This window comes from Methylosinus sp. RM1 (assembly GCF_011378635.1).
Taxonomy (GTDB): Bacteria; Pseudomonadota; Alphaproteobacteria; order Rhizobiales; family Beijerinckiaceae; genus Methylosinus; species Methylosinus sporium.
Window position 1 is genome coordinate 1 of the sequence record NZ_WOVC01000058.1, and the last position, 13,373, is coordinate 13,373.

8 protein-coding genes, 1 tRNA gene and 1 pseudogene are annotated in these 13,373 nt (G+C 64.5%); 6 read left to right on the plus strand and 4 right to left on the minus strand.

Annotated elements, in window-relative coordinates; genetic code table 11:
- Positions 1–38 precede the first annotated feature (38 nt).
- Together FMZ75_RS21425 and FMZ75_RS21430 are read right to left on the minus strand one after the other, a co-directional pair.
- Positions 39–1,235, minus strand: coding sequence for a type ISP restriction/modification enzyme (locus FMZ75_RS21425; protein ID WP_207783547.1), 1,197 nt, complete (start codon positions 1,233–1,235; stop codon positions 39–41).
- Positions 1,235–1,876: an N-6 DNA methylase gene (locus FMZ75_RS21430; protein ID WP_207783548.1), complete on the minus strand. Its 642-nt coding sequence runs from the start codon at positions 1,874–1,876 to the stop codon at positions 1,235–1,237. Before FMZ75_RS21430 ends, FMZ75_RS21425 begins: the two co-directional genes overlap by 1 nt.
- 54 nt (positions 1,877–1,930) lie before the next feature.
- On the opposite strand from FMZ75_RS21430, the pseudogene trbG reads away from it, so the two are divergent.
- From trbG to FMZ75_RS19920, 3 genes and pseudogenes are all read left to right on the plus strand, one after another.
- A pseudogene (gene trbG / locus FMZ75_RS19910) lies at positions 1,931–2,918 on the plus strand (P-type conjugative transfer protein TrbG).
- On the plus strand, positions 2,915–4,120 hold the full coding sequence (locus FMZ75_RS19915; protein WP_166145721.1) for a TrbI/VirB10 family protein: 1,206 nt from the start codon (positions 2,915–2,917) through the stop codon (positions 4,118–4,120). The pseudogene trbG and the gene FMZ75_RS19915 overlap by 4 nt, the downstream one beginning before the upstream one ends.
- Positions 4,117–4,386 (plus strand): DUF2274 domain-containing protein, encoded by a 270-nt coding sequence (locus tag FMZ75_RS19920; RefSeq protein ID WP_166145724.1) that lies wholly within the window; start codon positions 4,117–4,119, stop codon positions 4,384–4,386. The genes FMZ75_RS19915 and FMZ75_RS19920 overlap by 4 nt, the downstream gene beginning before the upstream one ends.
- On the opposite strand, the gene FMZ75_RS19925 is transcribed toward FMZ75_RS19920, so the two are convergent.
- Positions 4,337–5,320 (minus strand): LysR family transcriptional regulator, encoded by a 984-nt coding sequence (locus FMZ75_RS19925; RefSeq protein WP_246729131.1) that lies wholly within the window; start codon positions 5,318–5,320, stop codon positions 4,337–4,339. The genes FMZ75_RS19920 and FMZ75_RS19925 overlap by 50 nt on opposite strands.
- Before the next feature lie 350 nt (positions 5,321–5,670).
- Between FMZ75_RS19925 and FMZ75_RS19930 the strand changes: the two genes are divergently transcribed.
- From FMZ75_RS19930 to FMZ75_RS19940, 3 genes are all read left to right on the plus strand, one after another.
- On the plus strand, positions 5,671–9,678 hold the full coding sequence (locus FMZ75_RS19930; RefSeq protein WP_166145727.1) for a CHAT domain-containing protein: 4,008 nt from the start codon (positions 5,671–5,673) through the stop codon (positions 9,676–9,678).
- On the plus strand, positions 9,675–10,925 hold the full coding sequence (locus FMZ75_RS19935) for an alpha/beta hydrolase (protein ID WP_166145730.1): 1,251 nt from the start codon (positions 9,675–9,677) through the stop codon (positions 10,923–10,925). The genes FMZ75_RS19930 and FMZ75_RS19935 overlap by 4 nt, the downstream gene beginning before the upstream one ends.
- A 600-nt stretch (positions 10,926–11,525) precedes the next feature.
- Positions 11,526–13,154, plus strand: coding sequence for a recombinase family protein (locus tag FMZ75_RS19940; protein WP_166145736.1), 1,629 nt, complete (start codon positions 11,526–11,528; stop codon positions 13,152–13,154).
- Here FMZ75_RS19940 and FMZ75_RS19945 read toward each other — a convergent pair.
- Positions 13,111–13,187 (minus strand) — tRNA-Met (locus FMZ75_RS19945). The two genes, FMZ75_RS19940 and FMZ75_RS19945, sit on opposite strands and share 44 nt — an antisense overlap.
- Between the last annotated feature and the right edge of the window lie 186 nt (positions 13,188–13,373).

The following is a 13,373-nucleotide window of genomic DNA, read 5'->3' on the forward strand; positions in this document are numbered from 1 at the left end:
GCGCCTCGCACGAAAACGCATTCGCCCCGAGTTCGTCATCACATGGTCGTTATGGCGACGAGCGCACCAAGCCGAAGCAAGGCGAGCCCATCTGAAAAAGCAACTGTAATGTTAGGCCGGTTTAGAAGCCGGGTATCTGGAATGATCCATTGTCTATCCAGAGTGCGAAAGGCATAGCGCGCGGGCTTTACGACGGGCTTTCTGTCGCCCGCTACCGACTCCGATCGAGCTTCGTGACCACTCAGGCCTTTTCTCGTTCCTTTCGTGCTCGTGCGATCTCCGCTCTCGTGTGGATGGAAGAGCAGTTCCTTACGGCTTGGGTCTTTCTCATTGATGAGAGTATTCCACCGATCGGATAACGAGCCCGCGTCGGACGCAATAACCCAGGTTCGGCCCGGCATGACTCCGGAGCCGTTATACTCAAACAAATCATGGAGCGCGGCAAAGGCGCTCCATGACCCGCCAGCCTCCGGCAGAAACGGATCGCGCCAGCCATTTGGCCCGTCGGCCCAACACTCGCATGCCAGCATGACGCCGGCCAGCGCATTGAACTTTGCTTCGCGCTTTCCCTCCGGCAGAGCGCGAAAATGCACGCGCGCCGGCGTCGTTCGGTCTTTGCCCGCCGGGCGGACGGCGAGCACGATGCACACAGGCTGCTGCACGCCCTGAAAGATTCGCGTCGGCACATCTGGCTGATGGCCTTCCGGCGAACAGTCGATCACCCAAATATCCGAGCAGTCGCGACGCAGATCGTCGCGCATCTTCTGGAGGCCCGGCCCGTTGAGGAAGCCGGCGACAGTGATGAAACAGACGATCCCGGCGCGTTCCTCGTCCGGCTCGCCGGTGGCCGCATACCAGCCGGAGCCGAAGACCTTCAGCGTCGCCCAGCGCCAGAAATAGACGTAGAGGTTCTTAAGATGCTTGGCGTGGGCGCTGGCGCCCCATTCCGTCGGCGGCGACCAACGGGCCAGCGGCGCCGGGAGTTCTTTGTTCGTGTCGCTCCCCGACTCGATCCAGCCGCCGCGTCCCTTCGCCTTTTCCTTGTAAGGCGGATTGCCGATCACCACCGTGATCTTCTCCCGCCGCTTGATCTCATTCGCCTGCCTGCGCGACTCGCCGATTGGCTGGGTCAGGGCCGAGAATTGTGTTTGCGTCGCGTAAGGGTCCCCGAGCGTGTCGGTGATGAAGAGGCGCAGGGCCGGCAGATTGCGCCCGTCGCCGTCCTTGACGCTCATCAGCGCTGGATTTCCGCCATGAGCCGCAATTGCGCCACGGCGAAGGGGCCAAACTGCATCTCGAAGCCGATGAGGCGGTCGACGGCCGCTTCGATTGCGCCCGGCACGCCGCCGGGACCACGATCGGCCTCCACCGTCCGCGCGATGGACCGCAAGGCGCCGAGCAGATAGGCCCCCGTGCCGACGGCGGGATCGGCGAGCGTCACCTCGCGCGAGGCGAGGCCCTGCGCGAGGCCGAAGAGCGCCGGGTCGCGCAGCGCCTCGTCGACCAGCCGGACCATCGCCTCGACCACCTCGGGCGGGGTGTAATAGGAGCCGGTGCGCTTCCTCAGCGCATTGTCGTAGATCGCGAGGAAGTCCTCATAGAAATAGAGCCAGGCGTCGGCGTCGCCCTTGGTGAGCGTCGGCCACTGAACGGCGTCGAGGACCCGGGCGAGCGTGCGCAGGGCGCTGTCGAGCGCCTCCTGCACCTCTGGACTGTCGGTAAGCAGGCGGAGCGCGGTGGCGATCAGCGAATTGGATTTTCGCAAGCCGAGCGCCGCTTTGTCGATGCCGTCCTTCAGCTCGATCTCGCGGGCGCGGGCGACGAGCAGGCCGAAAGTCACCGCCTGCGCATAGCCGTCGGCGAAGCGGCTGCGCAAGAACCCGCTCGGCCTCTTCATCCACGCCGTCAATTGGTCGAAGGAGCTCGGACAATGAGGCCCCATTGCATTCGCGCGCTCGCGTTCGCTCTTCTCGGCTCCACGAGCCTTAGCGCCTGTTCGAGCTTCAAGCCGCCGGATATCGACTATGACGATTTCCCGGCGCCGGCAGCGCGATCCGCCCGGGCCGGTCAAGATCGTCGAGATTCCGAAGATCCTGCCGCTTCCCGGCCAGCTCAAGCCGCTGACGCGCGGCAAGGGCGAGCCGCCGGAGCCGAACGATCCGAAGGCGCGCATCGAGCAGGCCAATGCCGCGGCGCGCATGGAGCCACGGCGCGCCGGCTACATCAACGCAGTCCAGATCTATCCCTTCACCGAGGGCGCGCTCTATCAGGTTTACGCCGCGCCGGGCGAGATCACCGATATCGCCTTGCAGGACGGCGAGCAGCTCGTCGGCTCCGGCCCGGTCGCCGCGGGCGACACTGTGCGCTGGGTCATCGGCGACACGGAAAGCGGCTCCGGCGCGACGAAGAAAACTCACATTATGGTCAAGCCGACGCGCGCCGATCTAATGACAAACCTCGTCATCAACACCGACCGGCGCACCTATCACCTCGAGCTGCGCTCGACCGACAAGACCTATATGGCCTCGGTGTCCTGGCAATATCCGCAGGACGAACTGATCGCGCTACGCCGACGCAATGTCGTCGCCGAGGCGGTCGCCCCTGTCGACACGGGTCTCGACATCTCCCGTCTGAATTTTCGCTACACGGTCGAGGGCGACGCCGCGCCCTGGCGTCCGCTGCGCGCCTTCGACGACGGCCGCAAGGTCTATATCGAATTTCCGCGAGGCATCTCGCAAGGAGAAATGCCGCCGCTGTTCGTCACCGGCGCCGCCGGCGACAGCCAGCTCGTCAATTACCGTGTGCGCGGCCATCACATGATCGTCGACCGTCTGTTCGCCGCGGCGGAGCTGCGCTTCGGCGCCGATCCGCAAAAAATCGTGCGCATTGTCCGCAGCGACGGGAGGCCGGCGATATGAGCCCGCCGGAGCACGAGAAGAAGCTCGCCGAGGAGCTGCGGCTCCGACCCGAGCGCCCGCCGGTCACCCGGCTCTCGCGCCGCGCGCTGATCGCGCTTTCCGCGGTTTCTGCCACCGCCATTCTCGGTCTCACCGTCTACGCGCTCCAATCGAGAGGGCGCGCCTCGCCTCCGTCGGAACTCTATAGCACGGAGGCCAAGACCACCGCCGACGGGCTCGCGTCGCTGCCGCGAGACTATACGGCCCTGCCGAAGAATGTCCCGAAGCTCGGGCCGCCACTTCCTGGCGATCTCGGACGGCCAATCCTTGCCGCGCAGGGGCAATTTCCGGCGCCCGCAGCCGTCGATCCGGAGGAGCAGCGCATTGGCCAGGAGCGCGAGGCGGCCCGTACCGCGAAACTTTTCGCGACGACGAATGCGCGCGAGCGGCCGGCGCCGAGCGAAGGCGCGCCGCTATCCGCCTCGCCGTCCGTCGCGTCGCCGGCGGGGGAAACGCCGCCGATCGATCCGAACGACATCCAGAACATGCAGGACCGCAAGCTCGCCTTCGTCAACGCGCCCGTCGACCGCCGCACGGTGAGCTCCGATCGTCTCGCGCCTCCGGCGTCGCGCTATGTCCTTCAGGCTGGCGCCGTCATTCCGGCGGCGCTCGTCACCGGCGTTCGTTCCGATCTTCCCGGCCAGATCACCGCGCAGGTGACAGAAAATGTCTACGACAGCCCGACCGGCCGCTTTCTGCTCATCCCGCAGGGCTCGAAGCTGATCGGCGTCTATGATTCGCAGATCGCCTTCGGCCAGTCCCATGTGCTGCTGGTCTGGAACCGTCTCATCCTCCCAGATGGGCGCTCGATCGTGCTCGAACGCCAGCCGGGCGCCGACGCTGCCGGCTTCTCCGGCCTCGAAGACGAGGTCGACCATCACTGGCTGCGATTGGCAGGCGCCGCGGCGCTCTCGACGATCCTCGGCGTCGGAACGCAGCTCGGGACGACCGGCGACGAGAGCGCGCTCATGCAGGCCCTTCGGCGCGGCGGCGGCCAAAGCTTCAATCAGACCGGCCAGCAGATCGTCGGCCGCAATCTCAGCATCCAGCCGACGCTCACGATCCGTCCTGGCTTTCCTGTGCGCGTGATCCTCACGCGTGACTTGGTCCTCGCGAATTATCCGCCCGGCACAGACATCAAAACGACCGAGCTCGACCAATGACGAAACTGAAGCTCAACTCCGTCCAGGACGACAAGCCCGTCAAGCTCTCTGTCGCCTTGCCGGCGGCGCTCCATCGCGATCTCGTCGCCTATGCCGATCTCCTCGCACTGGAAACCGGACAAAAGGTCGCCGCAGAGAAATTGATCGCTCCGATGCTGGAACGATTCATATCTGGCGACCGCGGCTTTGCGAAAGCGCGCCGCACCGGACGACGATCTATGGCGACGCCTCCCAGCCCTTCGACGCCATCGAACGCGCCAGACTGAGGAATCGCCGCAAGGCCGGATTGTCGTTTCCGGGGAGCCAGACTGCGCAATAGGAGAGCCGCTGCTTCTCTCCGTGTAACGGCCGGAAGGCCACGCCCGGAAAGCCGATCGAGACGCTCGAATCGCTCACCAGCGCGACGCCGAAGCGCAGCGCGACCAGCCGCATGACGGCTCGAGAAACATCATGGGTTTCAAGGGAGATTCGTCCGCCGGCTTGCGAGATACGATCTGTCGCCAATCTGTCGAGCGCCGTGCCGAGAGCATCGCGATCCAGTATGAAATGCTCGTCTTTCAGGAGTTCCCAATCGATGACGTCGCAGCCCGCGAGCGGATGTGCCTCGGCAAGCGCAGCGAAGACATCGCCCGTCCAAAGCTTCTCCATATCGCATTCCGGCGTCGCCGTTCCGTCGAGGCAAAGCGCGACGTCGATGCGGCGTTGTAGGAGCATCCCAAGCTGCGCAGTCGATGAATTTTCGACGAATTCGAACGCGACGCACGGATGTTCTCTCCGATATTCTTTGAGTAAGGCTCCGAACTGATCGCCCACAATTGACGGAATCAATCCGATACGGAGCGCCCCCGCGACGCCACGCCCTGCAGAGCTGGCATTGGCCACCGCCTGATCAATCTCATCGAACGCGCTCCTCGTGCGATTGAGAAATCGGCGACCTGCGATAGTCAAGCGGACGCCGTTCGGCTGTCGCTCGAAAAGCGATACGCCGAGTTCGTCTTCGAGCGCACGCACGCGACGGCTCACAGCAGATTGTTGAATGCCGAGTGACCGCGCGGCTCGGCTGAAGCTGCCGTGATCGGCGACGCGTAGTGCTTGAAAAATGGACAGGAAATCGACGATCTCTGGCGCTCCGATCAACTGGATATGCGTGCCATTTAACTCTTGCAGGATCGAATCATATTGGGAATAAGTGTTCATCATTATGGCGCCCCTCCCGAGTTCGGAGATTCCCAATTCCTGTTTCCAGCCACCGCCTCTTCAATCTGCTTGGTCACTCCGGGTATCATTTCCCAGGATCGTCCGCGCTGAAAGCAGCCGACGAAATCGCGGCTTAAAGATTCCGCCCTTGCTCGAGATATCCGCGGCCTTCGCCAGATGAATACGACCCATTAGTATCAGCGAAGAATCGATTTTGCCGCTATCGCCTTGACGCAGATGGCTCAGCCGCTCACATTCGAAGAACTCGTATCTTTGTGAACGAGGAGAATTTTCCCGCATCGGAGCCGCTGTCCCCGGACGGAGCCCCGGCGCAATGGCGTCCGAGCCTTGACATGAATGTCGATTTTCAGCTCACTGTCGTTCCCGCCGGGCGTTCGATCGCCGATCTCACATTGAAGGATGGCTTCCACCGGCATATCGGCCGCCGCGAAGTCGACTTCGATAGCGAATCTCTGCGCAACCATTTCGACCGGCTGTTCGACACGCGCGCCTGGCTCGCCCGCCATTGCGACGGAAAAGACGAGCAGGCGCGACAGCTCGCCGAGATCGGCGCCGTGATCGCGGAGCATATCTTCGGCCCCGAACTATTCGCGGCGCTGTGGACGCCGCAGTCGCCTCGTGTGTTAAAAATCCTTTTCGCTGGAGCGGAGCGGGCCGCCGATCTCGCCGCGGCGCTCGCGCGCATGCCCTGGGAGATCGCCCGGCCTTCCCCCGCCGCGCGGAGCCTCGCGGAGCGCAGCCTGCGGCTGTGCATCGACGACGAAGCGGACGTCGGCCAGCCGGACGAGGCGCTCCCGCTCGCTCTGGAGGGGCCACTGCGCGTGCTGATCGTCTTCGCCGCGGCGCGCGCCTCGCGACCCCTCGCCGCCCGGCGCGAGCGTCGGGAGCTGGCGCGTCTCTTCGAGACCAAAATCTACCCCGAACGCAATGTCACCGTCGATTTCCTCACCCATGGCGTCACCCGTGAGCGTCTCGTCGAGCAGACGCAGAGCCGCGGCGGCTATCACATTCTGCATTGGAGCGGCCACGGCCATCAGAATCTGCTCGAGCTGGTGAAGGAAGATGGTGGGCTCGACCGAATCGAAGGCGGGGAGCTTCTCGCTCTGCTGCGCGAGGCGGGCGGCTATCTGCCGCGTCTCGCCCTGCTCAGCGCGTGCCATTCCGGCGCGCGGGCGCCGACCGATATGGAGAGCCTGTTGCAGGCGGCGCGCGCCGGCGATCCGCTCGAGAAGGAGACGCCGGAAGGGCCGGACGCGCTCGCCCACAAGCCCGGCTTCACCGGCACGGCGCAGGCGCTGCGGGCCGGCGGCGTGCCGAGCGTCCTCGCCATGCGCTTCGCCGTCTCGGACGAATATGCACGCGATCTCGCCGTCGCCTTCTATGACGCGCTGCTTGCCGACGCCTCCCCGAAGAATGCCGCCGAGGCGCTCGCCCAGGCGCAGCGCGAGTTGTCGCGCCCGTGGCGGGACGTCTACGGCCCCTGCGATCATGCGACGCCCGTTCTCTTGGGCGTGGCCGATCCGGGCCTCGCGCCGCCGGCGGGCGAGAATGCGGAATATGATCCCGCCGGCAATCGGCGTCACGGCGTCGACGAATTGGACGCCGCCAGGACGCATCCGCATTTCGTCGGCCGGGTCTGGGAGCTGGCCGGGCTCGAGCGCGAATTCTTCGGCATTTCGAAGGATGCGGCGATCAAGCCGATCGCCGTCGTCGCCGGCATAGGCGGGATGGGCAAGACGGCGCTCGCGGCCGAGGCGCTCGACCTCTGGGGCGCGCGCTTCCGCCATGTGCTGATCTATCAGGCCAAGCCCAACGAGCTGAAATTCGAGGACTGGCTGATCAAGATCGATCAGCGCCTGCGCGATGTCTCCGAGGCCTATGCCGAGCGCATGCGAAAACATCCGCTGGAGGCCATCTATCGCCGCCCGAGCGAGGAGTTCATGGGCGAGCGCTGCGTGGCGCGGCTCGTCGAAAATCTGATCGCCGCGCTGAGGCGCGAAGCCATTCTGATCGTGCTCGACAATTTCGAGACCAATCTCGTGGAGGGCGCGGGCGCGTCCGCCCTGTCGTGCAAGGACGCGGCCTTCGACAATTGCCTCGCGCGGCTCGCGGAGGCGCTCATCGGCTCGCGCTCGCGCGTGCTGATCACCTGCCGGCGTCCGCTCGCCGCGATCGAGCAGACGGCGCATCTCGTGCGCCTCGGCCCGCTGCCGCCGGCCGAGGCGGTTCTGTTCCTCGGCGACCATGCGCAATTGCGCCGGCTGGCGCGCGGCGGCGCGGCCGAGCGCAGCCTCGCGATGCGCATATTGAGCGCGAGTCGCTTTCATCCGCTGCTGATGGACCGGCTCGCCCGCCTCGCCGCGCCCGGCCTCGAGACTCAGCTCGAGCAGGCGCTGACGACGCTGGAGCAGCGCGCGGACTTCGCCGCTCTGCCGGAGCTGTTCGCCGGCAAGGGCGGCGACGCGAAGGAGATCGCCTATCTCGAGGACGCGCTCGCCCTCTCCATCGATCGCGCGATCGCCGAGGTCGGCGCGGACGCGCGACGCCTGCTGTGGATCATCTCGCTCGCCAATGAGCCGGTTACCTTCCGCCTGCTGGCGGGAGTGTGGAGCGGTGAAAGCTTCGAGACGGAGCAGATGAGGAGGATCAAGGCGATTCTCGCCGATTCGGCGGCGATGACGCCGGATCGGCGAGAATGGGCGCGACAATTGCCGCCGGAGCTGCTCGCGCAGATCGAAGCGCTGCCGCCGCCGCCGGATCGGCCAGAGCTGCCGCCACTGCTGCGGCGATTGGAGGCGATCGGGCTCGTCGATGTGGCGAGAGACGGTCGGCCGGACGAAAACTCCGACGTCTCCTGCCACGAGCTCACGTACGAGCGGATGCGGCGCCGAATGGACAAGCATGCAGCCGAAGAGGCCGAGTGGAACGAAAACGCGATCCGCCTCGCTTTCGCCGAGCGGCTGAGCGCATTTTTCGAAGTGAAGCTGCATGGAGATGCGAAAACGGCGCTGGAGGCCGGGGCGCGAGCCATCGCTTATCTCGTGCAGGCGGGAGAGTATGGCCGTTTGGCGAATGTGGCGAGCGCGGTCGTGACCGGCGCGACGGACCCGAAATTTCTAGAGCGCCTGCTGCCGCACCTGGAAGCGGCCGCCATTTCTGTGCCGGAAGGCGAGGACCGTTGGAGTTCCCTGACCTGTCTCGCCGATGCGCTTCGTATCGCGGGCCGACCCGATGTCGCTCTGGGCTTTTACGCCGAAGCTGCGCGCATGGCGCAAGCCGCCGCAGATTCGGGCAACGCCTCGCCACTCCGAGCCTGGTCGGACCTCAAGTGGATTTTTGGCAATTGGGCGGTTGCGCTCGATATAATCGGCGACCTTCCTGCCGCGCGAGAAAAGCATCTGCTGAGCGCCGATGCGGTGCGAAAGTCCGGCGAGCCTCTAATCGATGAGATTACGAGCGAGGTGGAAGCGTTACGCATCGACGTAGTCCAAGGGCGCGCTAAGGCCGTATTGCCAGAGATCGAGTCCCACCTGAAAAAGATCGAGGAATGGTGGGAGGCGAGCGAGGACCAGCCGCCGCCTGAAGCTCCCGATCGTGAATCTCTCGTCCGTACGCTGATCAGCGGTCTCGACGTCGCTCGCCAAGCGCATTTTGCGCTTGAACAATGGGAGCCAGCGCTCGCGCACATCGAGGCCAGTCTCGTCATCAGACGATCGACGGGACGGACGCCTCAGGACATCGCCGTCGATCGGGTGAATCGCGCCAATGTGCTTTCACGTTTAAAGCGCTATGACGATGCAAAAGTCGAACTCGAAGCCTGCCTGGATATTTTTGCGGATGATCCTGCCCGCAGAGTCCTGGTGCTTGCCTCACTCGCGAACCTCTACCACGATACCGGCGATATCGGACAGGCTGTGGAGCAGCAACGTCGCGCGTCAGCTTTGCGCGACAGCCTGCCCGATCCGAGCGTGCGAGCCGCATCACATAACAATCTGAGCATCTACTTGGCGCGCGCCGGCGGCAAGCAAAATCTCGCGGAGAGCGCGCGGCATCACCTTGCCGCCGTAACCTATCAGATCGTCGCCGAGCTGTGGCAGGGTTTCGGCGCAAGCCTCCACAGTTATGCGCTCCTCTTCCGCGACGCGGCAACCGCCGGAACGGAACCCGCGATCCCGCGCCTCTCCGCCCTGCTCGACGATCCCGCCTTCCACGCCTTGCGCGAATGGCTCGCGGCGCGGCAAGTCGATCTCGACGAGCTGCAAGCCGCGATCGACCGATTTCTCGACGATGCCCGCCAAACAGCCCAGCAAGCCCTTTCGCAGGAGCCTCCCGCGCCATGACCGACACGCCTTCTGTCGACTCTCTCCTCGCAGCCCTCGAGGCCGCCGTGCGCGACCAGGATCGCGCCCGCGCGATCGAGCTCGAGCGCGTCATCGCACAGCGTCTCGAGGCGGACGCCGCCGATCGCGAGGCGCAGGAGCGGCGGCTGCGCGCGCTGATGGAACAGCTCGAGGCGCCGCCGCCTCTCGTTCTCGAGCCCTTCAGCGAGCTGAAGACGCTGAACCCTTTCTCGCTCAAGCGCGGCGCAGTGCCCGTCGCCGAGCAGGGCGTCGATTATCCGGTCTGGTTCGCCACCAATCGCAAGCCGGAGGGCCAGAACTTCGGCGGCGAGCGCAGTGAGAGCGTGACCCATGGCCGCGTCCTCGTGCATGTTACGAAGGCGCATCGCTTCGGCGAGACCGGCTCCTCCTGGTGGACGCGGCTCTGGCGCGGCGACGACCGGCTGCGTGTCAAGGAGATCAAGGCAGAGGCGCTCGATGTCTTCTACGACGGCCTGCGCCAGGCGCTGGAGGAGGCGCGCGAGGACGGCGCGCCGCAGGCGCTCGTCTTCCTCCACGGCTACAATGTCTCCTTCGCCGACGCCGCCATTCGCGCCGCGCAGATCGGCTGCGATCTCAAAGTTCCGGGCCCCGTCGCCTTCTTCAGCTGGCCCTCGCGCGCCTCCGCCTCCGCCTATCCCGCCGATGAGGCGAGCATAGAGGCGAGCGAGCGGCATATCGCCGATTTCCTCGTCGACTTCGCCGCGCGATGCCGGCTCGTCGATGCGGCGCCGCGCCTGCATCTCATCGCGCACAGCATGGGCAATCGCGGCCTGCTGCGCGCGCTGCAACGCATCGCGTCGGATGCGCAGACGCGCGGAAAGGTGAAGTTCGACCAGATCATCCTCGCGGCGCCGGATGTCGACCGCGACCTCTTCCTCGATCTCGCCGCCCTCTATCGCCAGCACGCCGAGCGCGTCACGCTCTATGCTTCGGGCGCCGATCTTCCGGTGCATCTCTCCTCGAGGCTGCACGACGCGCCCCGCGCCGGCTATTTCAAGCCCTACACGGTCGCCGAAGGCGTGGACACGATCGCCGTGCCGGACTTCGACGTCGACCTGCTCGGCCATTCCTATTTCGCTCAGGCCGAAGCCCTGCTGCACGACATCTACGATCTTCTCCGCCTCGCCGATCCGCATCCGAAACATCGGCAGAGGATCGTCGCGGCGACCGAGGATGGCGTGAGCTTCTGGGCGCTGCAACGATAGGCGGGGCGGCGGGAATGCTATGGCACCGGCAGAGCGTGGCCGAGCGGACGTCGTTACAATTCAAGAAGGCTCGGCACGCTAAGGTGGCACTTCAGAAAATGCATCACGCGGACAATGCCAGATCCAATGAAAAGATCGTCGTCTTGTCAGGTCGGGGGGATCGGCGGAAACAGGCCCCCGTTTCCTTCTCTCCCCCCCGTGATGAGTGATCTGCATTTCTTCCGCGATTTGAGAACGCTGTCGTCCGATTTGTACGACACGTTATCCCTTTGCACGACGAGCGAGTTGGCCGACTATCGATCACGACGTGAAGCAGCCATGATCGACAAATGGCCGACGTCGAACCTATCGAACCGCATCAAAAAGCTGTCGAGGCCGGCGCTCTCGATCGCAGACGGAGCGCGCAGCAGTGCACATCGTCGGATGTGCAGGCTGCGCATCTTTTGAGTCCGCGGCATCGAGAATTCGATACGAATCTACTTGAAAATCAGGCCTTGAAATTCGAGCCGGATCGGGCGATTCTTCGCCTTGCGCGCGCCCTCGCACGTCGAGCCGCGAGAGAAGATCATGCGCGCGCATGTGCTGAGAAGGCCGGCCAAAATGAAACGCGCCGCGATCTATGCCCGCTTCTCGACCGATCTTCAGAATGAGCGATCGATCGAAGATCAAGTATCGCTTTGCAGAAAATACGCAGAGCGCGAGAACCTCGACATTGTCTCGGTCTTCGACGATCGCGCGCGCTCGGGCGGTTCGATCCTCGGGCGTGACGGTCTGCTCACGCTCATGGACAAGGCGCGCGAACACTCCTTCGACGTGATCGTCGTCGAGGCGTTGGATCGCTTGTCTCGCGACATGGAAGACCTAGCCGGAATTCATAAGCGACTTTCCTTCCTCGGCATCGAAATCCGGGCCGTGCATGAAGGTGTCGTCAATACCGTTCTCGTCGGCCTTCGCGGGTTGGTCGGCCAGCTCTACCGTGAGGATAACGCGCATAAGGTGAGACGGGGGCAAGCTGGACGAGTCGGCCAAGGCCTCAATGCCGGCGGCGCCACCTATGGCTATGCTCCCGTGCCCGGCGAAGCCGGGAAGCGCGTGATCGTCGAGGACGAAGCAGAGATCATCCGTCGGATTTTTCGCGATTACGTCGACGGCCGCACGCCGCGTGATATTGCGCATGACCTCAACATGCAGACGATCACGCCTCCACGTGGCAGGGCGTGGAACGCCTCCACGATCAATGGGAACATGCAGCGCGGTAACGGGATTCTGAACAACGAACTTTATGTGGGCCGGCTCGTTTGGAACAAGGTCCACATGGTGAAGGATCCGGACACCGGCAGACGAATTTCTCGCCCGAACGCCGAGAGCGAATGGCAAGCGACGGACGTTCCCGATCTGGCGATTGTCAGCCGAGAGCTTTTCGAGGCCGCTCAGAAACGCAAGAAAGCTCGCGGCGCCACACATCCAAGTCAGCAGCGGCGCCCCCGCCATATATTGTCGGGACTGTTGAAATGTGGCGCCTGCGGCGCGGGGATGGCGAGCAATGGAAAGGATCGCTCCGGTCGCATTCGTATCCGCTGCTCGGCGGCGACGGAGAGCGGCACATGCCCAGACCCGAAGACCTTCTATCTCGAGACAGTGGAAGCCGCGGTCCTCAACGGCCTGACAGCCGAGCTCCGCCATCCGGACGTCATCACCGAATACGTGCGAGCCTACCACGCCGAGCGCAAACGCCTCGCTGCCGATGCGGATCGCAAACGCGTGCGGCTCGAACGACGGCTAGGAGAGCTGAACCGCGAGATTGACCGTCTCGTCGACGCTATTGCGAAAGGGCTCGGAGACCCAGCCATTCTCGGACCCAGGTCGACGGTCTTGGACGGCGAGCGTAAGACGGTCGCCGCCGAACTCGCCGAGGCTACTCCGACCATGGAGGCGGTTGCCCTGCACCCGGCGATGCTCGCCCGCTACGAGGAGCAGCTAACTCGTCTTTCGGCCGCTTTGGCGGACGGCATAAGCGACGGCGACACCGAATGCTCAGAAGCGATCCGGGACTTGGTCGAGACCGTCACCTTCTTTCGGGATGGCACTCGTCCCGGCGGCGTTCAGGTCGAAATCTCGGGGCGCCTGACCGCCCTGCTCGGTGAGCAGGCGTTTCCCAACAGGGTCAAAGGAGTGTGGGGTAAGATGGTAGCGGAGGAGGGATTCGAACCCCCGACACAAGGATTATGATTCCTCTGCTCTAGCCGACTGAGCTACTCCGCCTCACGCCCTTTCGGGCGAGCGTCGGCGGGTATAGTCGACGCCCGTCAAAAGTGTCAAGCCGTGGTCCGGTCCCGCCAGGGTTCCGAATTCGGGTTAACGGCGGTTAACGGATCGGCTCAGGCATGATTCCCTATCGGGGGAGTGATTCTGGAGCCGCCGTGATGAGCCTCGCCTTCGCCCTGTTCA